This window comes from Stenotrophomonas sp. 59 (assembly GCF_030291095.1).
GTDB classification, from domain to species: Bacteria; Pseudomonadota; Gammaproteobacteria; order Xanthomonadales; family Xanthomonadaceae; genus Stenotrophomonas; species Stenotrophomonas maltophilia_Q.
The window spans coordinates 3,870,026-3,896,503 of record NZ_CP127408.1; the positions used below are offsets into that span (position 1 = coordinate 3,870,026).

General features: G+C 67.4%; 23 protein-coding genes. 4 read left to right on the forward strand and 19 right to left on the reverse strand.

The window, feature by feature from the left end; all coding sequences use genetic code 11:
- Positions 1-4: 4 nt before the first annotated feature.
- The 5 genes from QP552_RS17785 to QP552_RS17805 all read right to left on the reverse strand — a co-directional run bounded on the left by QP552_RS17785 (position 5) and on the right by QP552_RS17805 (position 5,230).
- Positions 5-592, reverse strand: coding sequence for a DUF2242 domain-containing protein (locus QP552_RS17785; RefSeq protein WP_286074201.1), 588 nt, complete (start codon positions 590-592; stop codon positions 5-7).
- 234 nt (positions 593-826) lie between these two features.
- Complete coding sequence (locus tag QP552_RS17790; RefSeq protein ID WP_286074202.1) at positions 827-3,004, reverse strand: carboxy terminal-processing peptidase; 2,178 nt, start codon at positions 3,002-3,004, stop codon at positions 827-829.
- A gap of 219 nt (positions 3,005-3,223) precedes the next feature.
- The gene (gene lipA / locus QP552_RS17795) at positions 3,224-4,234 is read right to left on the reverse strand and encodes a lipoyl synthase (protein WP_106550175.1); all 1,011 of its coding nucleotides are present in this window, start codon (positions 4,232-4,234) and stop codon (positions 3,224-3,226) included.
- A gap of 19 nt (positions 4,235-4,253) precedes the next feature.
- Positions 4,254-4,964 (reverse strand): lipoyl(octanoyl) transferase LipB, encoded by a 711-nt coding sequence (gene lipB, locus QP552_RS17800; protein WP_286074203.1) that lies wholly within the window; start codon positions 4,962-4,964, stop codon positions 4,254-4,256.
- Positions 4,952-5,230 carry a YbeD family protein gene (locus tag QP552_RS17805; protein ID WP_005411067.1) on the reverse strand — a complete coding sequence of 93 codons (279 nt, stop codon included), beginning with the start codon at positions 5,228-5,230 and terminating at the stop codon, positions 4,952-4,954. The genes lipB and QP552_RS17805 overlap by 13 nt, the downstream gene beginning before the upstream one ends.
- Positions 5,231-5,548: 318 nt before the next feature.
- Here QP552_RS17805 and QP552_RS17810 point away from each other — a divergent pair, with 318 nt between their 5' ends.
- On the forward strand, positions 5,549-6,607 hold the full coding sequence (locus QP552_RS17810) for a lipid A deacylase LpxR family protein (protein WP_181358217.1): 1,059 nt from the start codon (positions 5,549-5,551) through the stop codon (positions 6,605-6,607).
- 210 nt (positions 6,608-6,817) lie between these two features.
- On the opposite strand, the gene QP552_RS17815 is transcribed toward QP552_RS17810, so the two are convergent.
- The 9 genes from QP552_RS17815 to QP552_RS17855 form a co-directional block, all read right to left on the reverse strand.
- The gene (locus tag QP552_RS17815) at positions 6,818-8,038 is read right to left on the reverse strand and encodes a D-alanyl-D-alanine carboxypeptidase family protein (protein ID WP_286074204.1); all 1,221 of its coding nucleotides are present in this window, start codon (positions 8,036-8,038) and stop codon (positions 6,818-6,820) included.
- 100 nt (positions 8,039-8,138) lie between these two features.
- Positions 8,139-9,401 (reverse strand): septal ring lytic transglycosylase RlpA family protein, encoded by a 1,263-nt coding sequence (locus QP552_RS17820; RefSeq protein WP_286074206.1) that lies wholly within the window; start codon positions 9,399-9,401, stop codon positions 8,139-8,141.
- A complete protein-coding gene (mltB, locus tag QP552_RS17825) occupies positions 9,398-10,543 on the reverse strand; it encodes a lytic murein transglycosylase B (protein ID WP_286074207.1) in 1,146 nt (381 codons plus the stop codon). The genes QP552_RS17820 and mltB overlap by 4 nt, the downstream gene beginning before the upstream one ends.
- Positions 10,544-11,580: 1,037 nt before the next feature.
- Positions 11,581-12,675: a rod shape-determining protein RodA gene (gene rodA / locus QP552_RS17830; protein WP_106550466.1), complete on the reverse strand. Its 1,095-nt coding sequence runs from the start codon at positions 12,673-12,675 to the stop codon at positions 11,581-11,583.
- 156 nt (positions 12,676-12,831) lie between these two features.
- Entirely contained in the window at positions 12,832-13,944 is a 1,113-nt protein-coding gene (gene rodA / locus QP552_RS17835) for a rod shape-determining protein RodA (RefSeq protein WP_005411073.1), read from the reverse strand.
- Positions 13,941-16,016 (reverse strand): penicillin-binding protein 2, encoded by a 2,076-nt coding sequence (mrdA, locus tag QP552_RS17840; protein WP_106550467.1) that lies wholly within the window; start codon positions 16,014-16,016, stop codon positions 13,941-13,943. Before mrdA ends, rodA (QP552_RS17835) begins: the two co-directional genes overlap by 4 nt.
- Before the next feature lie 3 nt (positions 16,017-16,019).
- A complete protein-coding gene (mreD, locus tag QP552_RS17845) occupies positions 16,020-16,505 on the reverse strand; it encodes a rod shape-determining protein MreD (RefSeq protein WP_005411075.1) in 486 nt (161 codons plus the stop codon).
- Positions 16,502-17,617, reverse strand: coding sequence for a rod shape-determining protein MreC (gene mreC, locus QP552_RS17850; protein ID WP_286074208.1), 1,116 nt, complete (start codon positions 17,615-17,617; stop codon positions 16,502-16,504). Before mreC ends, mreD begins: the two co-directional genes overlap by 4 nt.
- Before the next feature lie 121 nt (positions 17,618-17,738).
- Positions 17,739-18,785, reverse strand: a complete 1,047-nt coding sequence (locus QP552_RS17855; protein WP_005411077.1) for a rod shape-determining protein — start codon at positions 18,783-18,785, stop codon at positions 17,739-17,741.
- Between the two features lie 283 nt (positions 18,786-19,068).
- Between QP552_RS17855 and QP552_RS17860 the strand changes: the two genes are divergently transcribed.
- Positions 19,069-20,007, forward strand: coding sequence for a carbohydrate kinase family protein (locus tag QP552_RS17860; protein WP_019660686.1), 939 nt, complete (start codon positions 19,069-19,071; stop codon positions 20,005-20,007).
- A 262-nt stretch (positions 20,008-20,269) separates the two neighbouring features.
- On the opposite strand, the gene QP552_RS17865 is transcribed toward QP552_RS17860, so the two are convergent.
- From QP552_RS17865 to ubiE, 5 genes are all read right to left on the reverse strand, one after another.
- Positions 20,270-20,866, reverse strand: coding sequence for an HAD family hydrolase (locus QP552_RS17865; RefSeq protein WP_286074209.1), 597 nt, complete (start codon positions 20,864-20,866; stop codon positions 20,270-20,272).
- Between the two features lie 2 nt (positions 20,867-20,868).
- Positions 20,869-21,537, reverse strand: a complete 669-nt coding sequence (locus QP552_RS17870) for a hypothetical protein (protein ID WP_286074210.1) — start codon at positions 21,535-21,537, stop codon at positions 20,869-20,871.
- Positions 21,537-22,268: a hypothetical protein gene (locus QP552_RS17875; RefSeq protein WP_286074211.1), complete on the reverse strand. Its 732-nt coding sequence runs from the start codon at positions 22,266-22,268 to the stop codon at positions 21,537-21,539. The genes QP552_RS17870 and QP552_RS17875 overlap by 1 nt, the downstream gene beginning before the upstream one ends.
- A gap of 125 nt (positions 22,269-22,393) precedes the next feature.
- Positions 22,394-24,322, reverse strand: coding sequence for a M1 family metallopeptidase (locus QP552_RS17880; RefSeq protein ID WP_286074212.1), 1,929 nt, complete (start codon positions 24,320-24,322; stop codon positions 22,394-22,396).
- 349 nt (positions 24,323-24,671) lie between these two features.
- Entirely contained in the window at positions 24,672-25,433 is a 762-nt protein-coding gene (gene ubiE, locus QP552_RS17885) for a bifunctional demethylmenaquinone methyltransferase/2-methoxy-6-polyprenyl-1,4-benzoquinol methylase UbiE (RefSeq protein ID WP_008267586.1), read from the reverse strand.
- Between the two features lie 80 nt (positions 25,434-25,513).
- Between ubiE and QP552_RS17890 the strand changes: the two genes are divergently transcribed.
- Positions 25,514-25,966 carry a nucleoside deaminase gene (locus QP552_RS17890; protein WP_049399252.1) on the forward strand — a complete coding sequence of 151 codons (453 nt, stop codon included), beginning with the start codon at positions 25,514-25,516 and terminating at the stop codon, positions 25,964-25,966.
- A gap of 198 nt (positions 25,967-26,164) precedes the next feature.
- A complete protein-coding gene (locus QP552_RS17895; RefSeq protein WP_286074213.1) occupies positions 26,165-26,425 on the forward strand; it encodes a hypothetical protein in 261 nt (86 codons plus the stop codon).
- The last annotated feature ends 53 nt before the right edge of the window (positions 26,426-26,478 follow it).

Sequence of the window (26,478 nt, forward strand, 5' to 3'; positions counted from 1 at the left end):
ACACTCACCCCTGGTCCGTGGGGGCTGCTGCTGCGGGTTCGGGCGTTGTCGCCGCCGGGGGCGCGGCAGCGTCCGCAGGCAGGTACTGCTGCAGGCGCTGGAAGAAGCGACGATAGAAGTCGGCATCGGTGACCGTGCTGCTGGCCACCTTCACCAGCGAGTCGTCATTGCTGCCGAACGGCAGCGACACCGAACCCAACGCGCCGACACCGACGCTGGCCGAAGTCGGGCTCTTCTTCAACGCATAGCGATCCTGCACCGCACTGACGAATACCAGCGTCTGGTTCCCCCGCGGTGCGCAGGAAATACGCAGCACCAGCTGCTCGTGATCGTCCTCGCGCGGCTGGAAATTCTTGTTGCCTTCCACCTGCGCCGCGTCGGAACGGGCGATGGCATAGCCCTGGCTGAGCAGGGTGCGCCGCGCAGCCTCGCACGCATCTCCCGGGCGACCATCGACGGTGCGCGAGAAGGTATCGCCGGAATCGAAGGATTCGCGCAGCAGGGTGCTGTCGGCGGCACGGCCACCACAGGCCGACAGGATCAGGGCGCCGGAGAGCGCCACGGCAACGCTGGAAAGACGGCAGGCCCGCATGGGTACTCCTGCGAGGACGGTACCGCCAAGGGTAGTCCCGCCACCGTGTGCGGCAGGTCGACAACGCCGCCCACGTTGGTCCCGGTTCATGCGCCGGTAGCGCCGGGCCATGCCCGGCGGAAGCGCGCCATGCACACAGCTCGCCGGGCATCGCCCGGCGCTAGCGGAATGAGGTCCCCAGACGAAGAGGGGCCGGCAATGCCGGCCCCTCGGGTATCACGTGCCGTCGCCGGCTCAGTCGGCCCAGCGGCCGGCACCGGTGGACTGCGGCAGCACCTGCGCCGACAGCGGGCGGTCATTGGCCAGCAGGTTCACCGCATCGGCCAGGATCGAGGCCGACTCACGCAGCAGCGGGTCCGGGCGCTTCTCGGCAGCCTTCTCGCGCGCGGCATCCTTGACGATGTCGCGCTCATTGCCGGTCAGGCCGTCATCGCTGCTGTCATCGGCCAGCGGGTCCAGGGCCAGGCCCAGCTCCTTGCGCTGTACCTGGCGCTCCTTGCGCTGGGCATCCTGGCGCTCGCGTTCAGCGCGACGGGTCGCCTCGTTGAGCGAGATGTACTTCTTCGCCGCTTCGGTGCGGAACTGCTGCACGTCCTCGTTCCACCACTGGAACTCCTTGTCGGTGGCGATACGGGTGTCGTGGCGGATTTCCAGCTTCGGCAGCAGCGGCGCGAAGTTGCCGTACTGGGTATGCGGCACGGCGGCGATGCGGGTCCACGGCAGTGCGTTGTCGTAGGTGCTTTCGCCGAACTCGGTGGCATCGACGCTGGCCGGGAAGGCCAGGTCCGGCACCACACCCTTGTGCTGGGTGCTGCTGCCGCTGATGCGGAAGAACTGGGCGATGGTCAGCTTGACCTGGCCGAAGCGCTGGGTCTCGCCGCTCGGCCAGCGGTCGAGGTCGACGATGTTCTGCACGGTGCCCTTGCCGAAGCTGGTTTCACCGATCACCAGGCCACGACCGTAGTCCTGGATGGCGCCGGCGAAGATTTCCGAGGCCGAGGCCGAACCACGATTGATCAGCACCGCCAGCGGGCCATCCCACGCCACGCCCTGGTTGCGGTCGCTGTTGACGGTGACGCGGCCACCGGACTCGCGTACCTGCACCACCGGGCCCTGTTCGATGAACAGGCCGGTCAGTTCGATCGCTTCATCCAGCGAACCACCACCGTTGTTGCGCAGGTCCAGCACCACGCCGTCCAGCTTGTCGTTCTTGAAGCCGGCCAGCAGCTTGGCCACGTCGCGGGTGGCCGACGCGTAGTCGGCGGCATTGCGGCGACGGCCTTCGAAGTCCTGGTAGAAGGTCGGCAGCTTGATCACGCCGATCTTGCGCGCCGGCTCACCATTGGCGGCCGGAATGGTCATGGTCTCGCCCTTGGCGGCCTGTTCGGCCAGGCGCACCTTCTGCCGGGTCAGCACCAGGGTGTGGTGCTTGCCGTCGGCGCCCTCGGCGGCCGGAATGAATTCCAGCTTCACCTGGGTGTCCTTGGCGCCGCGGATCTTGGCCACTACATCGTCGATGCGCCAGCCGATCACGTCCTCGACCAGGCCGGACTTGCCCTGGCCAACGCCGACGATGCGGTCACCCGGCTTCAGCGTGCCGTCCACCGCCGCCGGGCCACCGGCGATGATCTCGCGGATCACCACCACGTCGTCCTGGCGCTGCAGCTGCGCGCCGATGCCTTCCAGCGACAGCGACATCGCCTGGTTGAAGTTCTCGGCGGTGCGCGGGGTGAAGTAATCGGTGTGCGGATCGACCGCGCTGGTGTACGAATTCATGAAGAACTGGAAGACGTCCTCGCCCTTCAGTTCATTGACCGACTTTTCCAGCGTGGCGTATCGCTTGTCCAGCGTCTTGCGGATGTCATCCGGCTTCTTGCCGGCCAGCTTCAGGCGCAGCCAATCGTTCTTCACCGACTTGCGCCACAGCTCGTCCAGTTCGGCGCTGCTGGCCGCCCACGGCACCTTCTTGCGGTCGTACTCGAAGCGCTCGTCGGTGGTGAAGTCCGGCTCCTGCTTGAGCAGCTTGCGCGCATAGGCCACGCGTTCGCCGACGCGCTGCTTGTAGACGGCGAACACCTGGAACGCCGGCTCCAGCTCGCCGCCACGGATGGCCGAGGAGATGTTGGCCTCGAACGGCGCGAAGCGCGCCACGTCGGACTGGGTGAAGTACTGCTTGCCGCCGTCCAGCGTTTCCAGATAGCGCTTGAACACGTCCTTGGAGGTGGCCTCGTCCAGCGCGCGCGGGCGGTAGGCGTAGCGGCTGTCGGACAGCAGGCCGTAGACCAGCTTGGAGGTGGTCACCTGGTCGGCGGTGGCCGCCGCGGGCAATGCGGGCGAGTCGGCCTTGGCCGCCAACGCCAGCGGCGCGACCAGCGCCAGGGCCATCAGGAATGCGGGGGCTTTGAATTTCATTGACGTGCTCGAAGGCGCCTTGCCAAGGGGGAGACTGCGTGGTGTTCAGACACCACGACAGTGCCGAAAGTTGCCGGGTTTGTCACCCGCCCACATCCGGTGGAAAACCAGCCTAGCGGGGCCGGTGTAGCAAATTGTGAATGCATGTAGAGCCGAGCCCATGCCCGGCTGGCCGGCGGCAAGCAGCGAGGTGTGCGGACCAACGGTCCGCACCTACCTTCAAGAAACGCCGGCGCCCTTGGCCTGTACGTCGGCGTGGTACGACGAGCGCACCATCGGGCCGGAGGCCACGTGGCTGAAGCCCAGCTCGTAGCCGTAGTCTTCCAGCGCCTTGTAGTCTTCCGGGGTCCAGTACTTCAGCACCGGGTGGTGGTGCGCGGTCGGCTGCAGGTACTGGCCGATGGTGATCATGTCCACGTCATGCGCTCGCAGGTCGCGCATGGTGGCCTTGATCTGTTCGAAGTCTTCGCCCAGGCCCAGCATGATGCCGCTCTTGGTCGGCACCTCCGGGTGCTGCGCCTTGAAGTTCTTCAGCAGGTTCAGCGACCACTGGTAGTCCGCACCCGGGCGCACGTTGCGGTACAGGTCCGGCACGGTTTCGATGTTGTGGTTGAACACGTCCGGCGGGTTCTGCGCCAGGATCTCCAGCGCGCGCTCCATGCGGCCCTTGCCACGGAAGTCCGGGGTCAGCACCTCGATGCGGGTGCCCGGCGACTTCTCGCGGATGGCGGTGATGCAGTCGACGAAGTGCTGGGCACCACCATCGCGCAGGTCATCGCGGTCGACGCTGGTCACCACCACGTACTTCAGGCCCATGTCGGCCACGGTCTGGCCGAGGCTGGCCGGTTCGTTGGCATCCGGCGGCTTCGGGCGGCCGTGGGCCACGTCGCAGAACGAGCAGCGGCGGGTGCAGACCTCGCCCAGGATCATGAAGGTGGCGGTGCCGTGGCCGAAGCACTCGTGGATGTTCGGGCAGCTGGCTTCCTCGCACACGGTCACCAGGCGGTTCTCGCGCAGCTTGGCCTTCAGGTTCTGCACGGCATTGCCCGAAGGAATGCGCACGCGGATCCAGGACGGCTTGCGCAGCACCGGCGCGTCGGCGAACTGCACCGGCGAGCGGTTGATCTTGTCACCGCCCAGCTGCTTGACCCCGGCCTGCAACGGCGCGGCGGACGGGGAGTCGCCCTGCACGATCTGCAGGGGAATGGAACGGGCGGTGGTTTCAGTCATGGCAGTTCCGGGGGAGCGGTCAGGCGGCCGCAGAAAGATCGGGCAGTTCGGGGGTGTGCTGCAGCAGCAGGCCGAACTGGCGGGCCAGGTGGTCCAGCAGCACCGGCTTGACGGCCTCCATCCCGGAGGGGCCACCCAAGTCTACCACCGAGGTCACCTGCAACCCCTGGTAGCCACAGGGATTGATACGGTGGAAGGGTTCCAGGTCCATGGCCACATTGAAGGCCAGGCCATGGAAGGTGCAGCCGCGACGCACGCGGATGCCGAGTGCAGCGATCTTGGCGCCACCGACATAGACGCCCGGGGCGCCCTCGCGGCGTTCGGCGCCGAAGTTCCACTCGCCCAGCGTATCGATGATGGCCTGTTCGATGCGGCACACGTAGTCGCGCACGCCGATGCCCAGCCGCGGCAGGCGCAGCAACGGGTAGACCACGATCTGGCCGGGGCCGTGATAGGTCACCTGGCCGCCCCGGTCCACATGCAGCACCGGGATATCGCCCGGCGCCAGCACATGCTCGTCCTTGCCGGCCTGGCCCAGGGTGAACACCGGGTCGTGCTCGACCACCCAAAGTTCGTCGGCATCGGTGTCGCTGCGCTGGTCGGTGAAGCGCTGCATGGCGCGCCACACCGGCTCGTACGCCTGGCGGCCGAGGTCACGGACCACCGCCGGACGCGGCGCACGGTCTTCCGGGGCGGCGTCGGCCGGGCAGCTGTCGGCTACAGCGTCCACTTCACTTCCGGGTGGTCGCGCAGCGCCTGGTGCGCCAGGTCGTACTGTTCGCGGCTCTCGGCCTTGAACACGATGCGGACGGACACGTACTTGCCGTTGGAGGAATGCTTCCAGCTGATGCGTTCATTGACGACATCGATGCCGGCAGCCAGCAGCAGGCGGGGGAGCTCATGTTCCAGGCCGCGGTTGGCCGGGCCCATGGCGCTGAGCTCGAACTGGCCGGGGAACTGGAAGCCGTGGTCGGGGTTGTCGGACTTGATTTCCATGGACCCATTATCGGGCCGCAGGGCAACAAACCCAAGAGTATTCATCAAAGTCAAAGGCGGCACGGGCGAGCCGCTGCGTTGCAGGGAGCCGCGGCGCCCTCTGGTGGCCAAACGCCAGCTGACTGGAACCGGCACGCTGCGGGCCGGATCCGGCCATGGCACCGATCGCACGCATGTAACGAATTGTGTCCGCCGGACAATGTTGTTTTCGGAACAGACAAGTGATCGGAAAGCGCTCGTTCCGTCACGTACTCACGCGTACCGTGTCGTTGCATAAAACGACAGACAACCGCCCCCTTCCCCATGAGCATTCCATCCATGCGTAGCGTCGCAGTCCTCGGGCTGTCCGGCCTGCTGGCCGCCACCCTCCCCCTTGCCGCCCAGGCGGCCGAACAATGTGGCCCGGACGCGATGCGCGACCACCCGCCGCAGATCAATTTCCGCGTCGACAACGACCTGTTTGGTGGCCGCCACCAGGACCAGGGCTACACCAACGGCGCGCAGCTGACCCTGGTCTCGCCCAACCTGGTCGACTACACCGACGACCCCTGCCTACCGCGCATGGCGCGCTGGGTGAACCAGTACCTGGAAGGCCTGCACCCCGGCAAGTTCGAGCAGCAGAACATGATCTTCAGCATCGGCCAGGGCATCTTCACCCCGACCGACCCGACCCGCCGCGACCTGATCGAGGACGACCGCCCGTATGCCGGCGTGCTGCTGGCCAGCTTCGGTTTCAACGCACGCAGCGGCGACCGCCTGCAGACCACCCAGCTGGCCGTGGGCGTGGTCGGGCCCTGGGCACAGGGCAAGCAGGTGCAGGATGCGGTGCACAACATCCTCAACGACAAGAAGTTCGAAGGTTGGGACAACCAGCTGCACAACGAGCCGGTGTTCATGCTGACCCACGAGCGCATGCGCCGCTGGCCGGCCGATGCCAGCGTCAATGCCGGCGGCTGGGGCTGGGATGCGATCAGCCACTATGGTGGTGCGATCGGCAACCTGGAAACCAAGGCCAACGCCGGTGGCGAAGTGCGCTTCGGCTGGAAGCTGCCCGACGACTTCGGCAGCACGCCGCTGCGCCCGGCCGGCGAGAACACCGCGCCGACCCGTGGCGGCCGCCCCAGCGGCTGGTCCTGGCACCTGTTTGCGACCACCGACGCGGCATGGGTGATCCGCGACATCACCCTGGACGGCAACACCTTCCGCAACAGCCACAGCGTGGACAAGCGCCACGTGGTCGCCCAGGGCGGCTACGGCATCGCGGTGATGCGCGGGCGCTGGAAGTTCGCAGTGGCGCGCTACCACAGCACCCGCGAGTTCAATGGCCAAAGCCAGTCGCCGGTGTTCGGCAGCTTCACCATCAGCCGCTCGCTGTAGTGCCGGCCGCTGGCCGGCACACCGGTTTGAATCGCTCGCTGTAGTCGAATGGATGATGGGTAGTGCCGGCCGCTGGCCGGCTGTGGCACATCCGGATGGGTTCATGAGGAGCCGGCCAGCGGCCGGCACTACCCGCATCCGCAGCCGCCATCCCGAAATGAAAAAGGCCGGCATTCGCCGGCCTTTTTCTTCACCACGCAGAGGCGTGGATCATTCCGATTCCCACCACATCCAGAAGCTGTCCCACAGGCGTTTGAAGAAGCCGGCCTGCTCGACGGCAGCCACGGCCACCAGCGGTGCCTCGGCGATGACCTTGCCATCCAGGGTGACCTTCACGGTGCCGATCTGCTGGCCAGCGGTGAACGGGGCTTCCAGGGTCTTGGGCACATCGATGCTCGGCTTCAGGTCGTTGTAGCGGCCGCGCGGCACGCTGACCAGCATCGGCTGCGCCACGCCCAGCTGCACCTTGTCGGTGGTGCCCTTCCAGACCTTGTGCTCGGCCACGGCCTTGCCCGGCTCGTACAGGCGATGGGTCTCGAAGAAGCGGAAGCCCCAGTTCAGCAGGGCCAGGCTGTCGTCGGCACGCTGCTTCTCCGACGCACCGCCCAGCACCACCGCGATCAGGCGCTGGTCGCCACGCTGGGCCGAGCTCATCAGGCAGTAGCCGGCCTCCGAGGTGTGGCCGGTCTTGATGCCGTCCACGCTGCCGTCGCGCCACAGCAGCAGGTTGCGGTTCGGCTGCTTGATGTTGCCGACCTGGAATTCCTTGATCTTGTTGTACGCGTAGGTTTCCGGGTAATCGCGCACCATCGCGCGGCCCAGCAGCGCCAGATCGTAGGCGGTGCTGTGGTGGCCCTGCGCGGTCAGGCCATGGGCGTTGACGAAGTGCGAGTCCTTCATGCCGATCTTGGCGGCGTAGCTGTTCATCAGCGAGGCAAAGGCCTCTTCACTGCCGGCCACGTGTTCGGCCAGGGCAATCGCGGCGTCATTGCCGGACTGGATCGCCATGCCCTTTTCCATGTCTTCCAGGCGTGCAGTCTGGTTGACCGGGAAGCCACTGTAGCTGCCGTCGGTACCGGCGCCACCTTCGCGCCAGGCGCGCTCGCTCATCATCACCTGGTCATCCGCACGGACCTTGCCGTTCTTGACCTCGGCGGCGATCACGTAGGACGTCATCACCTTGGTGATGCTGGCCGGGGCCAGCTGCTCATGGGCGTTTTCGCCAGCCAGCACCTGGCCGGTGGCGTAATCCATCAGCACCCAGGCCTTGGACACGCTCGGCGCCGGGGCCGGCGGAGTGGCGACGGTGGCCGGGGCGGCAGCAGCGGCGGCGGGCGCCGGCGTGGCCGGAGTCGGCAGCGGCGTCTGGGCGGAAGCCAGGCCCACCACCAGGGTGGCGGCCAGGGCGGTGGCGGCGGAACGGAAATTCATTGGACAGCAGGCTCCAGGGGACGGCCGGGAATGGAGGGTGGAACGTAACGGCCATTGTAAGGCCGGGGGAGCATGGGCCGGCAGCACCGGCCCGGGCGGATCAATCCTTGACGATCTGCGGCGAACCCAGGCCAAGACCGGCGATGCGACCGACAAGTTCCGCAGCACTGGCATGGTCGCTGGCAGGAACGCGCAGGCGGAACAGGGTACGGCCACCGGCGGCGATGTCGCTGATGGTCGCGCCAACGATGCCGGCGGCACTGAGCTGGCCCATCGCGCGGTTGGCGTTGTCGCGGTTGGAGAAGCTGGCGACCTGCACCATCACCGCGCCGACCATCTGCTGCGACAGGCTGGGTGCTGCCGGGGCGGCACGCACCGGTGCCGGTGCCACTGTGCGCGGGGCCGTGCTGGCGACAACGGCCGCGGCCGGCGCGGGGTTGCGCACCACGGGCGCACTCGGCGGCAGGCTGCTGACCGCCACGTCCGGCGCGGTGCTGGCCACGCCCTGGGTGGTGGCCGGCTGGCCACGCGCCGGGGCGCCATCGGTGGGCAGGCGGTTGACCAGGCGATCGATGTCGCTGTCGGTGGAAGCACGCGGAGCCGGCACCGGGCGCGCACTGGCCACGGCGGCGGCAGCTTCAGCAGCGCGACGCTCGCGACGCGACGGCTTCTGCGCCATCAGGTTGCTCTCACCCGGCTGCAGCGCGCGCACCTCGACGTTGCCGGTACCGCGCTGGGTGATGCCCAGCCGCACGGCGGCGGCGTAGCTGAGATCGACCACGCGGCCATCATGGAACGGGCCACGATCATTGACGCGCACGATCACCGACTCGCCGTTGTCCAGATTGGTCACGCGGGCGAAGCTGGGCAGCGGCAGCGTCTTGTGCGCGGCGGTGAACTGGTACATGTCGTAGACCTCGCGGTTGGAGGTCAGGCGGCCATGGAACTTGGCGCCGTAGTACGACGCGGTGCCACGCTCGACGTAGTTGCGGGTGTCGTCAAGCACGTTGTACGACTTGCCCAGCACCACGTACGGCGTCTTGTTGCCGATCGCCGAGCGCTCCTCGGCGGTCACTTCCGGCTCGGGAATGCAGGCCACGTTGGGAATGTAGGTGGGCGTGCTGTCCTTCACCCCGGGCTTGTACAGGCCACCGGCGGTGTAATTGCCGCGGGTGCTCAGGTCTTCCTTGGCCGCCGCATACGGCGAACCTTCAGGGCAGTGCGCCGGTCGCGAACCACGCCCCTGCACCAGCGTGCCGCCGGGCTTGCCACCATGGCCGGCCGTGGCCGGCTTCTTCGGCGCGCTGCTGCAGGCCGCCAGCGCGAGGACGATCAAGCTCGGGACCAGCCATCTGATGTTCATGCCGGGGGCAGCTCCTGTCCGGCGATGGCCTGGGACAGCTGGAACACGGCCATCGCGTACATCTTCGAGAGGTTGTAGCGGGTGATCGCGTAGTAGTTCTGGAAGCCCAGCCAGTACTGCTTGCCGGTGCTGCCTTCAAGCGTGATTGGCGTGGCGGTGGCGCCCGGCTGCACCGGCGCGCTGGGCTGGTAGCCGCGCTGTGCCAGGTCGGCCAGCGACCAGGTGGGCATCCATTCGGTGGGGTTGAACTCTTCGCGGCCCGGCGCCAGCGTGGCCGGTACGGCAACCTGGCCACCACGCACCCAGCCGCCCTTCTTCACGAAGTAGTTGGCGATGGACGAGAACACGTCGTCGTAGCTGTTGAACAGGTCGCGACGACCATCGCCGTTGCCGTCCACGGCGTAATCGAGGTAACTGGACGGCATGAACTGGCCCATGCCCATCGCGCCGGCATAACTGCCCTTGAGCGTGGTGATGTCCAGCTTTTCTTCGCGGCCCAGCTCGAACAGCTTGGCCAGCTCGTCGCGGAAGAACAGCTCGCGGCGCACTTCGCGTTCCAGCTTGGCCGGATCGCCGCTGCGCGGGTAGTAGAACGCCAGCGTGTACAGCGCATCGAGCACGCGATGGCTGCCGGCATTCTTTCCGTAGCTGGTTTCCACGCCGATGATCGCCACGATCACTTCGGCCGGCACGCCGGTGCGCTGCTGCACGCGATCCAGTTCGGCGCGATGCTCGGCCAGGAACGCGCGGCCGCCATCGATACGTGCCTTGCTGATGAACATCGGCCGGTATTCGTTCCACGGCTTGACCCGCTCGGCCGGGCGCGACATCGCCGCGATGATCGGCTGGCGGACCTGCGCCTGGTCGAGCACGCTGCTGATCTGCTCCGGCTTCAGGCCATAGCGCTTGGCGGTATCGGCAATGAAGCGGGCCCGCGCAACCTCGAACGGCACCGGGGTGAGATCGACCGGCGGCGCGGTAGCCGCAGTGGCTTCGGGTGCAGCTTCGGCCGGCCCATGGGCCTTGGTGGCGGGCTGGCGCGGCGTACTGCTGGCCTGGGGCGAAGACGGTGGGGACTTCGGCTGGGTCGCGCAGGCGACCAGGCCGAGGGTGAGCATGCAGGCCAGAGTGCGTCGAATCATCGTCGCAGGTTAGCAGGTCATGGATGAATTAAAACCCCTAACACCATGAATCACAACGATTTGCCCGCGTTCAGCGGGAAATGTGAAGACGTCGTGATCGTGCTTCCCCATTCAGAGAGAGGTGGCCGGTTGCGTCCCCATCCCCGCAGACGCAACCGGCGACCGGATCCGGTCGATACCTGCGCGGCTGCCGCTCCCCAGTGGCAGTGCCCCGCGCTCCTTGTATCCGTTGGATCAGTACTGCTCCCGCCCGACGCCCCCTCGCGCTGCAACGATTGACGGCGCGCCGTGCCGAACGGGCCGCCATTGTGCAGGCCGATTACGACAAGTCCATTGATCAGGATCAACGCGGCGTAAAAATGTGAACCCATTAACAATTTTTCCGGACTTTGGTCAGTGGGCGGACGTCCTCGCGTTGTTGTGGGAACGCTTCCACAACAGGCGTTGCGCAGAGTCAGGAAGGTTCCAGCCAACGGCGCAGCCCCTCGTGGGTGGGTGGGTGGGTCGCTGAAAGCCGGATTGCTGAGGGCTGGCCGGGTGGGTGGGTAGCGCGGGGACGCCGTGAACCCATCCCTGGGGGCTTGGCCGCGGCATCCATGCCGCGGACACCCCGCACTACCCACCCACCCGGCCGCTGACAGGTTCCGAGTGTTCCCCACCCACGGAGAAGAAAAAGAAGATCAAATGCAAAAGCGGCCTGGCGGGTCGCTATTTGTAGAGCCGAGCCCATGCTCGGCTTCGCGGACCCGGCGGAAAGGAGCCGAGCGTGGGCTCGGCTCTACACGAGCAAGCGCAGCGTCGCGACCCGCTGTTGATTTTCTCTTTCTTCTCCGTGGGTGGCAGACCGCCAAAATCTGTCAGAGGCCGGTCGGGTTGGGTACGCGGGGGTGTCAGCCGCATGGATGCGGCTGCCAAGCCTCCAGGGACGGATTCACGGCGTCCCCCGCGTACCCAGCCCGACTGGCCAAGCGCAAGTCGACTAACAGTCGACTCTACTGATCCCCCACCCACGAGGGGCTGCGCCGTTGGCTGGAAACCTATCCACCGTGCACGGGCCGGTGCCCCCGCACCGCCATCACCAGCCCGATACCCGCCAGCAGCGACACCGCTGAGGTGCCGCCATAGCTGATCAACGGCATCGGAATGCCCACCACCGGCAGCAGCCCGGAAATCATCCCGCCATTCACCAGTACATAGACGAAGAATGCCAACCCCAGGCTGCCGGCCAGCAACCGCGCGTGCGTGTCGCGCGCATGCACCGCGATCCACAGGCAGCGCCCGACCACGAACAGGTACAGCGCGAACACGGTGGCCACGCCGATCCAGCCGAACTCTTCGGCCAGCACCGAGAACGCAAAGTCCGTGGTGTACTCGGGCAGGAAATCCAGCGTGGCCTGCGTGCCCTGCCCCCAGCCACGCCCGTCCCAGCCACCGGATCCGATCGCGATGCGCGACTGCAGGATGTTCCAGCCGGTGCCGAGTGGATCGGCCGCCGGGTCGAGGAAGGTCAGCACGCGATCCTTCTGGTACTGCCGCAACAGGCCGAACCAGGCCAGCGGCGCGGCCACGGCCAGGCCCGTCGCGCCGGTCGCTACCCAGCCCCAGTGCAGCCCGGCCAACAGCAGCGCGAACACGCCGCTGGCGGTGACCAGCGTGGCGGTGCCGAGGTTGGGCTGCATCAGGATCAACACCGCGGGTACGCCGATCAGCACGGCGGCGGTCAGTACGGTGCGCGGCGACGGTGGCAGCGCTTGCCGGTGCAGGTACCAGGCCATCATCAGCGGCAGGCTGAGCTTGAGCAGCTCGGACGGCTGCAGGTAGAACACGCCGAGATTGAGCCAGCGCTGCCCATACTTGCCGGTGCCGATCACGTACACCGCCATCAGCGGCAGCATCGACAGCGCGTAGATCGCAGGGGTCCACGCGCGCAGTCGCAGCAGCGAAACGCGCGACAGCAGCCACATCGCGGCCAGGCCACCGGCAAAACGCGCCGCCTGCCCGGCCACCGGGCCGGACACGCTGTGCAGCACCGCCAGGCCCGCCGCCATCAGGATCAACAGCGCGGCCAGCAACGGCAGATCGATCGTGCGCACTGCCTCACGGCAGCCGCCAAGCAGTCGTTTCCATTCCACGCGGGCACGGTAGCAACGCGCGCTTGCGTGAAGCTGTCATGGCGCATGTGCATGTGTAGCGCGGGGCCATGCCCGGCGCGGGACCTGCGTGCACGGTACGAAGGGCGGCCGAGCATGGCTCGGCTCTACAGGAATCAGGAGCAGGAAGCGCGGCAGCTAGCCGTAGCCGCCGTGCACCGGGTTGTGGCTGCGCACCGCCATCACCAGGCCGAAGCCGGCCAGCAGCGATACGGCCGAAGTGCCGCCGTAGCTGATCAGCGGCATCGGCACGCCCACCACCGGCAGCAGGCCGGAAATCATCCCGCCGTTCACCAGCACGTAGACGAAGAACGCCAGGCCGGTGGCGCCGGCCAGCAGGCGCGAGTACGAATCGCGCGACTGGCTGGCGATCCACAGGCAACGCCCGATCACCACCAGGTACAGGGTCAGCACCAGGGCTACACCCATCCAGCCGAACTCCTCGCTCAGCACCGAGAACGCGAAGTCGGTGGTCTGCTCGGGAATGAAGTTAAGGTGGGACTGCGAGCCCTCACCCCAGCCCTTGCCATCGAAGCCGCCGGAACCGATCGCGATCTTCGACTGGATGATGTTCCAGCCGGCCCCCAGCGCATCCATCTCCGGGTCCAGGAACATCATGATGCGGTCCTTCTGGTACGGCCGCAGCAGCCAGAACCAGGCCACCGGCGCAACCGCGGCCACGCCGCCCACGCCCAGGCCGACCCACCACCACGGCAGGCCCGCCAGCAGCAGCACGAACACGCCGCTGGCGGCGATCAGCACGCCGGTACCGAAGTCCGGCTGCAGCATCACCAGGCCGGTCGGCACGCCGATGATGATCAAGGCCACCAGCACGGTGTTGAAGCGCGGCGGCAGCGGCATCTTGTGCAGGTACCAGGCCACCATCATCGGCAGGCTGACCTTCAGCAGCTCGGCCGGCTGCAGGTAGAAGAACTTCAGGTCCAGCCACTGCCGGCCGTACTTGCCGGTACCGAGCACGAACACCGCCAGCAGCGGGATCATCGAGATCGCATAGATCATCGGCGTGGCCGAGCGGATGCGCAGGATCGGCACCCGCGAGATACCCCACAGCGCGGCCATGCCCACCGCGAAACGCGCGCCCTGGGCCATCACCAGGCCGTCGCCACCGGCACTCTTCAACGTGGCCAGGCCGATCACCATCAACGCGCCCAGGGCCAGGCACAACACCCAGTCCAGCGTGCTGAAGAAGCGGCGCAGCATGTCGCCGGCCCAGCGCAGGAACACTTTCATCGTGCGGGCTCCGCAACCGTCGGGCGTGGCGTGGCCGGCAGTGCGGCAGCGGCCGGCGTGCCCGGCTGCGGCGCAGGGGCCGGTTCGGGCGTGGGTGCACCCACCTGCACCGGGTGCTCGCCCAGCTGCGCGGCCGCCAGGTCACCGGCCTGGCGCGCGCCGGCGTCTTCGTTGTCGAACGCGGTGGCGCCGATGGCGGTGGTGCCACGCTCGCTGTCCAGCGGCTGCATGCCTTCGGGCATCTTGCCCAGCAGGTAGGCGTCGAACACCTTGCGTGCGATCGGCGCAGCAGCCGAACCACCGTAGCCACCACCTTCCACCGCCACCGCGATGGCGATCACCGGGTTTTCGACCGGCGCGAAGCCGACGAACAGCGCGCGGTGGCGCAGGTGCATCGGCAGGCTCTTCGGGTTCACCGCTGCGGTGCCCTTGCGGCTGATGACCTGCGCGGTACCGGTCTTGCCGGCCATCACGTACGGCGCACCGACCGCCACGCGCCAGCCGCTGCCACCGGGCCGCATGGTCGCCATCATGCCCTCGCGCACCGCCTGCACGTTGTTGGGGTTGGGGCTGACCGGCTTGCTCTCGCCGGGCGGCGTCGCCGTCCAGTCACTGTCAAAGCCGTCGCGCTGCTGGATCACCAGGTGCGGGGTGCGCAGCTGGCCGTCGGCCAGGCCGCTGACGCCGCGCGCCAGCTGCAGCGGGGTGACCTTCCAGTCGCCCTGGCCGATGCTGATGTTGACCGTATCGCCGGGGTACCAGGCTTCCTTGCGGCTCTTCCGCTTGTAGGCCGGCGACGGCAGGATGCCGCCGATCTCGCCGGTGAGGTCGATGCCGGTCGGCTGGCCGAAGCCGTAGTACTCCATGTAATGGTCGAAGCGCTCGATGCCCAGGTCCAGCGCCAGCTTGTAGTAATAGGTGTTGACCGACTCGGCGATGGACTTGCGCAGGTCGGTCCAGCCGTGGCCGCCACGATGCGCATCACCCCAGCCACGGCTGGTGCCGGGCAGGTAGAACATGCCGGTGGACAACACCTTGTCTTCCGGGCGGCGCACGCCCGAATCCAGGCCGGCCAGGCCGATCAGCGGCTTCAGCGTGGAACCGGGGGCAACGCCACCGAGCACCAGGCGGTTGAACTGTGGCCGCGACGGGTTCTCGTTCAGCGCCTTGAAGTCGGCATGGGAAATGCCGTTGACGAACAGGTTGGGGTCGTAGGACGGCAGGCTGACCATCGCCAGCACCTCGCCGGTACGCGGGTCCATCGCCACTGCCGAGCCTTCCTGGTCACCGAACGCGGCCACCATCGCACGCTGCAGGTCGGCATCGATCGATAGTCGCAGGTCGGCGCCGGACTGCGCGGCAACGCGGCCGATGGTGCGGATCGCGCGGCCCTGCACATTGGTCTCGACCTGCTCGTAGCCGACCTTGCCGCGCAGCTGCTGCTCGTAATAGCGCTCCAGGCCGGACTTGCCGATGTGGGTCAGCGCGGCATTACCTTCGCCGAGGATCTCCAGATCCTTGTCGTCGACACGGCCGACGTAGCCAATGATGTGCGCGAACAGGTCGCCGTACGGATAACGCCGGGTCAGGTAAGGCTCCAGCTCGACGCCGGGGAAGCGCCAACGGTCGACGGCGAAGCGCGCCATCTCCTCGTCGCTCATGCGCAGCTTCAGCGTGACCGGCAGGAACTTGCGGCGCGCCTTGCGCGACTTGTTGAACGCTTCCAGCTCTTCCGGGCTGATGCTGATGATCTTCGCCAGCCCTTCCAGGGTGGCGTCCATGTCCTTGACCTTGTCCGGCGTCACGTCCAGGCGGAACGCCGGCACGTTCTCGGCCAGCAGGCGACCGTTGCGGTCGTAGATCATGCCGCGCCCGGGCACCACCGGCCGCGGCTTGATGCGGTTGGCTTCCGAACGCGTGGCGTAGACGTCGTGGTCCAGCACCTGCAGCTTGAAGTACCAGCCGCCCAGGCCCAGCAGGCAGACCAGCACGCCGAGGAAACCCAGCGCCGCACGGCGGCGGAACTGTTCGGCTTCGGCGTGCGGGTTCTTGACCTGGCGGCGCGGGATCATGGCTCAGCGCCCGCGCTTGCCGAAGCGCACCGCATCCAGCAGCACGAACACCAGCGGCCACAGGCCCATGCCCAGCAGCGGCGCCCACCAGTACGACCACGGCAGGGTCGGCTCGCCCACCAGGATATGCACCAGTGCGCTGACGATGCGATCGTTGAACAGCAGGCCGCCAATGGCCAGCATCTGCTGCGACATCGGGAAGAAGCGGATGCGGGCGCGGAAACGCTGCAGGATGAAGGCCAGCATCACCAGCCGCAGCGCCTGTTCGCCGAGCACGCCGCCGTACAGCAGGTCGGCGACCACGCCGCTGGCGAAAGCGATGCCCAGGCCGACGCGCTCGGGCGTCTCGATCACCCAGTACGCCAGCACCAGCGCCAGCCAGTACGGGCGCAGTGGCTGCAGCAGCGCCGGCAGCGGCAGCAGGCCCAGCAGCAGGGCCACTACCAGGCTGGCCGGCAATACCCACGGGTTGTCGCGAAGGCGGCTCATCGCTGGGCCTCCGCAGCGGGCGGGGGCGGTTCAGTCGTTTGCGGCACGGTCGACGCGGCTTCAGCTGGCGATGGGGCCGGCGGCGCGGCCTGGCGGCGCGCGTTGGTCGCAGCCGGCGTTGCCGTCGCAGGCGCAGGCGTTGCCGCCACCGGAGCCGGGCCCGCGGCAGGCGAAGTGGCAGGCGGCGCTGTCGGCGCCGGTACAGCGGCCCCGGTGGCCGGGCCACCCGGAGCGGTCTCTTCCAGCTGCAGGCGCAGTTCCGGCGGAATGCGGATCGCTGCACCCGGGCGCAGCAGCAGCACATCGCGACCGCGGTCCAGCTGGGCGGCCGGCTTCAGTTCGCCAACCAGGAAGGCATGGGTGTCGTCCGGGCGCAGGCCGGTGATGGTGCCGACCGGGAAGCCGGCCGGGAAGCGGCCACCGAGGCCGGAGGTGACGATCTCATCGCCCACTTCCACGCCGGCGCTGAGCGGGATGTCGCGCAGCTCAAGCGTGTCGCCGCGGCCGTAGACGATCAGGCGCACGCCGTTGCGGGCCACGGTGACCGGCACCGCGTGGTCGGGGTCGGTCAGCAGCAGCACGGTGGAGGTACCGCCGGTGACGCTGATCACCTGCCCCATCAGGCCACCGGCGTCGATCACCGCCTGGCCGACATGCACGCCTTCGCGGCTGCCAGCGTCGAGCACCAACCGCTGCTTCACCGGATCCAGGTCGATATCCAGGATCGGCGCCAGCTGCACGTCCAGGCCACTGCGCTCGGCCACGTTCAGCAGTTCGCGCAGCTGGGCGTTGTCCAGCGCGGCGGTCTGCAGGCGGGTCAGGCGCGCGTTGGCCAGCAGCAGCTGGTTGCGCAGTTCGCGGTTCTCGGTGACCAGCTGGGTGTGGCTGGCTGCGGAATCCTTGACCTGGTTGCCGAGCTTGCCGGGCAGGCCGGCCAGTGCCCATACCGGCTGCACCAGGCTGTTGGCCTGCTCGCGCAGGCGCGCCAGCCAACCGGCCTGGTCGTCAAGGACGATCAGGGTGATGGCCAATGCAAGGTAGGCCAGCAACCGCAGGGGGCTGGCGGCATCACCGGATCGGGAGGCAACGGGAGGACCGGCGTAGGGCGGCACGGCAACGATTCAACTGGCAGAAGGCGGAAGGGAAACACGCGGACGCCCCGCCGGTGCCGGCCCGCCATCGCGGCGGGCCGCACCCCGGAAGGGCGCGGCGGGCAGGAACGGCCGGGACGGCTTATTCCGGCGCAAAGAACTCGTTGCCGTGCATGTCCACCAGCTCCAGCGCACGACCACCACCACGGGCCACGCAGGTCAGCGGATCGTCGGCCACCTGCACGTGCAGGCCGGTTTCCTCGGAGATCAGGCGGTCCAGGTCGCGCAGCAGGGCGCCGCCGCCGGTCAGCACGATGCCACGCTCGGCAACGTCGGCACACAGTTCCGGCGGGGTCTGCTCCAGCGCCAGCTTGACCGCGCTGACGATGCCCGACAGCGGTTCGTGCAGGGCTTCAAGCACCTCGTTGGAGCTGATCTTGATCATCTTCGGCACGCCCTCGGCGAGGTTGCGGCCGGAGATCTCCAGCTCCTGCACCTCGGCCTGCGGGTAGGCGCAGCCCAGCTCGACCTTGATGCGCTCGGCAGTGGCTTCACCGATCAGCATGCCGTGGTTGCGGCGCACGTAGTTGGTGATCGACTCGTCGAAGCGGTCGCCGCCGATGCGGACCGAGGCCGAATAGACGATACCGTTGAGCGAGATGACCGCCACTTCGGTGGTGCCGCCGCCGATGTCGATGACCATCGAGCCACGGGCTTCGGTGACCGGCATGCCGGCGCCGATCGCGGCAGCCATCGGCTCTTCGATCAGGTACACGTCACGGGCACCGGCTTCCTCGGCCGATTCCTTGATCGCGCGGCGCTCGACCTGGGTCGAACCGGCCGGCACGCACACCAGCACGCGCGGGCTCGGGCGCAGCACGCGCGACTTGTGCACCTTCTTGATGAAGTGCTTGAGCATCGCCTCGGTGTAGGTGAAGTCGGCGATGACGCCGTCCTTCATCGGGCGGATGGTGGTGATGTGGCCCGGGGTACGGCCGAGCATCTGCTTGGCCTCGGCGCCAACGGCTGCCACCGAGCGGGTGCCACCGATGGCACGGTCCTGGCGCACGGCCACGACCGACGGCTCGTTCAGCACGATCCCCTGCCCGCGCACGTAGATGAGGGTGTTGGCCGTGCCCAGGTCGATGGACAGGTCGTTGGAGAACATGCCACGGAGTTTCTTGAACATCTGAGGAAGGAGTCCTGAGGGGTGTCGTGCCCGCCGCGGGATGGCGAAAAAATGGGCAGAAATCGAGGCCGACAAGCCTAGCAACCCGCCTGCCGCCGAGCAAGGAAAAAACTAGCTGAACCCGCGTCTTCACAGGCTTTCGGCCTGATCGGGCATCACCCGGTTCTGGCCCTGAGCGGCACCAGCGGGTAACCTTTGCGCCGTCGGGCGCCCAAGGGCGCCGTTTGCTTGCCCGCTGAACCGGGCCGGCCCATCCCAAAATTCACCGCATAGGCTTACATCGATGTCCGCTCTGATCTGTGGTTCTCTTGCCTTCGACACCATCATGGTGTTCCCGGACCAGTTCAAGAATCACATCCTGCCGGACAAGGTGCACATCCTGAACGTGTCGTTCCTGGTCCCCCGCATGCGCCGCGAGTTCGGCGGCTGCGCCGGCAACATCGCCTACAACCTGCACCTGCTGGGTGGCCAGCCGATCCCGATGGGCACCGTGGGTTCGGACTTCGGCCCGTACCGCGAATACTTTGAAGGCCTGGGCATCGACCTGTCGCGCGTGCGCGTGATCGATGAGCTTTTCACCCCGCAGGCGTTCATCACCACCGACCACGACAACAACCAGATCACCGCCTTCCACCCGGGCGCGATGATGCGCTCCTACGAGAACCACGTGCGTGGCGTGCCGGGCGTGACCCTGGGCCTGGTCGGCCCGGACGGCCGCGAGGGCATGATCCAGAACGCGCAGGAATTCCACGAAGACGGTATTCCGTTCATCTTCGACCCGGGCCAGGCCATGCCGCTGTTCAATGGTCCGGAGCTGCGCGCCTTCATCGATCAGGCCGACTACGTGGTGGTCAACGACTACGAGTCGAACCTGCTGCAGGAGCGCACCGGCTGGGACGAGAAGGAGATCGTCAGCCGGGTCAAGGCCTACATCACCACCCGTGGCCCGAAGGGTGCGGTCATCCACACCCCGGAAAAGAGCTACGACATCCCGCCGGCGCACGAGCGCCGCGTGGTCGACCCGACCGGCTGTGGCGACGCCTTCCGCGCCGGCCTGATCTACGGCATCCAGAAGGGCTACGACTGGCTGACCATCGGCCGCATGGGCAACCTGATGGGCGCACTGAAGGTCGAGCACCCGGGCACCCAGAACCAGCGCTTCACCTTTGATGAGTTCAACGAGCAGTTCAAGCAGCAGTTCGGTTACGCGCTGAGCGCGTAAACGAACTGCCCGCGCATTCCACCTTATTCCCGCGCCTTCGGCGCGCCCCCTTGAACAACAAGGGGGCTTTCCACCCGATGCGCTATCGGGAATGCTGTTGGTAGGTGTCGACCTTGGTCGACACTGCCGGCCAGCGGCCGGCACTACCGGAACCTTCGGCCGGCACGCTGCCTGCTCTCTGTAGAGCCGAGCCATGCTCGGCTTGCGCGCGCCACCGCGATCTGGCCGCAGAACAGCCGAGCGTGGGCTCGGCTCTACATCATCAGGCGCCCTGCCAGGCAGCCAACAGCGCGCGGCAATCGGCGAAATGCCAGTCGGCGCGGCCCGGCCACGGGTTCTCCGGCAGGTTGACCAGCACGGTGCGGGTGCCCGCGGCACGGCCGCACTCCAGGTCGTAAGCGTGGTCACCGACCATCACCGCCTCGGCAGGCCCGATGCCCCAACGCCGCAGATGCTGCTGCAGGCCATCCGGTGAGGGCTTGGGCACCGCTTCATCGCGGCCAATGATGTCGGCATCGTCGAACAACGCCCCAACCCCGATCGCCTCCAGCGTCAGCTTCGCCAGCGCGTGGTCGTTGCGGGTCAGGATGCCCAGCCGGCAGCCCGCGGCCGCCAGCGCGCGCAGCAGCTTCACCGCGCCCGGCGCCGGCAGCGCGTCCTCGGCCAGCGCGCGCTCGTGATCCAGCAGCCACGCACGCTTGGCCTGCGCCGGCGCATCCGGCAGCGCCGCGATATGGTCGAGGATGTCTTCCTCGGCGGCGATCTGCAGCGCATGTCGGATCGCCGCGAAGTCATGCACGGCCACGGTCAGCGTGCCGTCCATGTCGAAGACCCAGTGGCGCACCTGCGCCAATGCCATGCTCATTCGCCCCCGGACGCGCAGGCGGGCTGCGATGCGCCCCCGCACAGCGTGCTGGCGGTGATCGCCTGCATGTAGCCGGCCACCTTCGCCGGCGCGATCCGGTACGGCAGATCGCGGCGCTGCTGGGCCGCATCCGCCGGCCGCCAGCCGTACTGGATCTGGTGGATGAAGCCGTTGCCCTGCAGGTAGGCCACCACCGCACCTTCCCCGAACGGCGCAGCCGGGCCGACCTTGTCGCAGAAGCCGCCAGCGACCGCGAATTCGACGCCGTTGAAGCGGTTGCTGCGCGCACTGGTGGGCGTGAACGTGCCCGCACAGAAACCGCGCGCCTTGTCCTGCTGCTGGGAAACCGCCACCTGCACCAGGGTGGCGCCGCTGGCCGCGACCTGCTTCATCACCTCGGCACCGGGCATCGGCAGGCGGTGGATCAGCAGATAGCCGCCACGCCAGCGTTGCAGGTCCTCGCCCGGTGGCAGGTACTCGGCCAGCACCTCGCCGTTGCCGCTGCGGTCGCCATCCATCCATGCCAGCGTCCAGCCCGCGGGAACGGCATGCTGCACCTGTTCGCCCTGCACCTGGAAGGCACTGCCCGGCTCACCCGCGGGTGGTGCCGCTGCGATCGCCGGAGCTGCGAGCAGCAACGCCGTCGCTGCGGCAAGGCATCGCATCACTGCCACCACTGCGGCATGCGGCTGGCGTCGACGCCACCGGTTTCGAACACAGCGATGCGGGTGCCTCCGGCCTTGACCGGGAATTCGATGCTGATCGACTTGCCCTTGCGCGCCAGCTTCCACAGCGCCTTCTGGTCGGTGATGAACATCGCAATGGCCTCATCGGTCTTCGGGCGCCAGGCCGCCATCGACACCGGCTTGCCATCGTCCACGGTCACCTTCACCGTGCACTGCGGGCAGCGGAAATCGCCAGCCTGCAGCACCAGATAGGCGTGCCGCTTCCACTCCGGGTGATCGCGGAACACCAGCTGCACCGGCTTGGCACCGCTGCCGTCCACGTCCACCCGTTCCTTGCTGTAGATCGACGCCGAGACCTGGCTGCCCTTGCTGCCGACCGGAATCTGGTTGTACTGCCACAGCCCCTGCATGCGGCGCAGGTCGCGCGCGGCATCGCCCTTGGCCTTTACTTCATCGAAACCGGCGGCGATGCGCTCGGCGGCGGCGGTGTCCTTGTACTGGTCCAGCAGGGAGGCACCATGCAGGCGCGCGCGTTCCCAGTCCTGCGCGGCCACGGCCATGTCGTACTGCTTGGCGACGTCCTCGGCCTTGGCTTCCTTCTGCGCCTGCACGGCGGCCGCGGCGGCTTCCTGCGCCTTGCGCTCTTCCTCGGGGTTGCTGCAGGCGGCCAGGGCCAGGGTACAGGCGGTGAGCAGGATCAGTCGTTTCATGGCGGAGGTCCTTCGTGTTTTCGCGATTCTGTAGAGTCGAGCCATGCTCGACTGGCCGTCCAGCAGCAGTCGAGCATGGCTCGACTCTACAAAAAAAAGCGCCGGGGGATGCCCGGCGCTTTTTCTTACTTGGCTTCAGCCTTGGCCAGCATGTCCTGCACCGAGGCCGTGGTGATCGGGTGATAGCCCGGCTTGGCCTTTTCGAAGGCCTGCTTGGCCAGCTCCAGACCCTTCGGGGTCTTCACCAGTTCGGCGTAGATCGGCATGATCAGCTTGCGACGGCCGACGCGCTCGATGAATGCAGCCGCGCCTTCATTGGCCTGCTCGTAGCCGCTGCGGATCGCCAGCGGGTACCAGCGCATGGCGATCTCGCCATTCGGGGTGCCGGTGAAGTGGAAGGCCTTGTCCAGCGTGGCCAGCTTGTCCAGCGGCTGGGTGGCACCCAGGCCATCGATGAAGCGCACCCATTCCTGCGTGCTCCAGTCGGCGATGACCTGGCTGCTCGGCACGGTGCCGGCGCTGGCAAACGCGATGCGCGCGGTATCGACACTGCTGAAGTTGCGCGACTGCGCCTTGGTGGCGAAGGCCGGAATGCCCGGCTCGTCCAGCCACGCCTTCAGCTCGGCCTCGGTCACTGCCGACGGATTCTTCGGCAGCAGGTTCTTCTTCATGTAGTCGACGAACTGGTCGGTGTTCGCGCTCTGGAAGGCATGATCATCGAACCAGCCACGCAGGAACGGATCGAAGGTCTCGCGGCCGAAGCGCTGTTCCAGGAATTCCAGGAACCACGAACCCTTGACGTAGGCCACCTGGCTGAGGGCTTCGTCGGGGTCGCGCTCGTTCAGCGGCGGCAGCGCCAGCGCCTGGTCGGCCGGGCTCATGTCCTTCACTTCGGCCAGCAGGTCGGTCTGGTCGATCTGCTTCTCCATCTCGGCCATCTCCTTGCCGTACAGGGCTTCGGTGATGCGGCCCTGGACGTAGGTGGTGAAGCCTTCATTGAGCCAGATGTCCTTCCAGCTGGCGTTGGTCACCAGGTTGCCCGACCAGCTGTGCGCCAGTTCGTGGGCGACCAGCGAGACCAGCGACTTGTCGCCGACGATCACGGTCGGGGTGGCGAAGGTCAGGCGCGGGTTTTCCATACCGCCGAACGGGAACGACGGCGGCAGCACCAGCATGTCGTAGCGGCCCCAGCGGTACTCGCCGTACAGCTTCTCGGCGGCGCCGATCATCTTCTCGGTGTCTTCGAACTCCTTGGCGGCCTTGTTGACCATGGTCGGCTCGGCCCAGACGCCGGAGCGGCCGGAGATCGGCTCGAACACCAGGTCGCCGGCGGCGATGGCCAGCAGGTACGACGGAATCGGCTGCGGCATCTTGAAGGAGTAGTCACCGTCACGCGCGGCCTTCGGATCGTTGTCGGCGCTCATCAGCACCATCACGTCCGGGCGCGAGACCACGTGCGCGCTGTAGGTGAAGCGCACGCTCGGGGTGTCCTGCAGCGGCACCCACGAACGGGCGTGGATGGCCTGCGACTGGCTGAACATGAAAGGCAGCTTCTTGCCCTCGGTCATCGACGGTGCCAGCCACTGCAGGCCCGAGGCGGTCGGCGCGGTGTGGTAGGTCACTTCCACCTTGGCCGGCTGTTCCGGGGCCTCGATGGTCAGCTTGCTGCCGAACACCTTGTCAGCGGCGGCCAGCTCGAACTTCAGCGGGCTGCGCGCGCCATCGGCGGCGACGGCCTCGACCTTGGACACAGTCAGCTCGCGGGTGTCGAGCACCAGCTGCTTGGCGTCCTTCTGCTTCCATTCCAGGGTGTAGGTGGCGGTGCCGCCGATCTGCTTCTGGTCGAAGTCCAGCTTCAGATCCAGCGCGATGTCCTTGATGGCGACCTTGTCCGGCTCGGCGTACGAGCTTTCGTCGTGGCTGCGGTTCTCGGCGTTCACGGGGGCGGCAGGGGCCTTCTCGGCAGTCGGGGCGGCGGCGGGCGCGGCCGCCTCCTGGGAGCAGCCGGCGGCCAGAGCCACGGCCAGCGGAAGGAGCATCAGCGGATTACGCATGAATCGGGACCGTTACGGGGATCAAACCCCAATGGTACCTCCCCCGGGCCACGCAGGCGTTGCGCGGTGCGGGGTAATGGCCTGCCGGGCGCGAAGGCGCCGCGCCTTGGTGGGTGCCAACCTTGGTTGGCACGGATCCATCAACGCTCACGGCAGGCCGATGCCGACCAAGGTCGGCATCTACAGGTAGGTGCCAACCTTGGTTGGCACGGATCCATCAACGCTCGCGGCAGGCCGATGCCGACCAAGGTCGGCATCTACAGGTAGGTGCCAACCTTGGTTGGCACGGATCTTTCATCGCTCGCGGCCGGGGCGTGCCAACCAAGGTTGGCACCCACCAGGGCAAGGCTTACAGCTTGTAGCCGGAGTGGATCGAGACGATGCCGCCGGTCAGGTTCTTGTAGTGGCAGCGCTCGAAGCCGGCCTGCCCCATCATCGCCTTCAGTTCTTCCTGGGGCGGGTGCTTGCGGATGCTCTCGGCCAGGTACTGGTAGCTGTCCGAATCGTTGGCGAACAGCTTGCCCAGCTTGGGCAGGATCCTGAACGAGTGGAAGTCGTAGATCGGCTTGAACCAGTCCGCGGTGACTTCGGAGAATTCCAGCACGCGGGCCTGGCCGCCCACCTTCAGCACGCGGTACATCTCGCGCAGGCCGGCGTCCTTGTCGGTGACGTTGCGCAGGCCGAAGGCGATGGTGACCAGATCGAAGCTGTTGTCCGGGAACGGAAGGGCTTCGGCATTGCACTGCACGTAGTCCAGGCCGAGCACCAGGCCGCGGTTGGTCAGGCGGTCACGGCCGACCGACAGCATGCCGGCGTTGATGTCGCCCAGCACCACCGAGCCCTCGGCACCAACGCGCTCCTTCAGCAGCGCGGCGATGTCGCCGGTGCCGCCCGCCAAGTCGAGCACGCGGTCGCCCGGCTTCACCTGCGCGGTCGCCACGTAGTAGCGCTTCCACGCCCGGTGCACTCCCAGGCTCATCAGGTCGTTCATCAGGTCGTAGTTGCGCGCGACCGAGGTGAACACCTGGCCGACCAGCTTCTGCTTGTCCTTGGCGGCGACGTCGCGGAACCCGAAATGGGTGGTACCGGCTTTGTAGGGGGATTCGCTCATGGCCCCGATTATCGCACCGCCGGGGGCCAGCGGCACCCCCTGCCCGTATCATGGCGGACCACGACTTACCGGAGCCCCGCATGATCACCACGCCCGACTACCAGGCCCTGCTGCAGACCGCCATCGCCGAAGCCCGCCAGGGGCTGGCCGAAGGCGGCGTGCCGATCGGCGCGGCGCTGTACCACAACGACGGCCGCCTGCTCGGCTGCGGCCACAACCGCCGCGTGCAGGAAGGCGATCCGTCGGTGCACGGCGAAACCGACGCCTTCCGCAAGGCCGGACGCCAGCGCCGCTACCAGGACACCATCATGGTCACCACGCTGGCGCCGTGCTGGTACTGCTCGGGCCTGGTCCGCCAGTTCAACATCGGCACGGTGGTGGTGGGCGAATCGCGCACCTTCCAGGGCGGCATCGACTGGCTGCGCGAAAACGGTGTCAACGTGATCGACCTGGACAACCAGGAATGCGTGGACCTGCTGGGCGGTTTCATTGCGCAGCATCCAGAGATCTGGAACGAAGACATCGGTGAATGAGCACCGCGCAGTGTCCTGTTGAACCCGCTTAATGAACGCTTCAGTGCCGGCATTCCGTTGTGCCGGCAGCGTTTGCGGCCATTGCCGTGAACCCGTGCACAGTCAGCTGCGCCCTGTGCATACGCTGCGGTAACACCCCACCCGGCCGCCGCGCCTAGGGTGGGGTTACCGGGGTCCCCTACCCCGGCGGAGCCAGCCATGTGCGCGCACGCCATATGCCCCGCGCCCGACCCGATTCTCGACGCCATCCGTGAGCGCCTGCTGCAGCAGTTCGCACTGCACCAGCGTGGCCCGATGTTCTGGACTGCCTACCAGGGCCTGCAGCTGGAACTGGTGCGCGGCCGTCCACTCGACCACGAGCGCCTGTGCAACGCCATGGCCGACATGGCGGAGGAGATGGGCGCTGTCGAGCATGCGCAACTGATAGGCAATCGCAACGCCGGCTCCACATCGCGCTGACACGGCATGCACCGGCTCCTAAGCCACACTGCGATGAACCCCCATTCCCATCC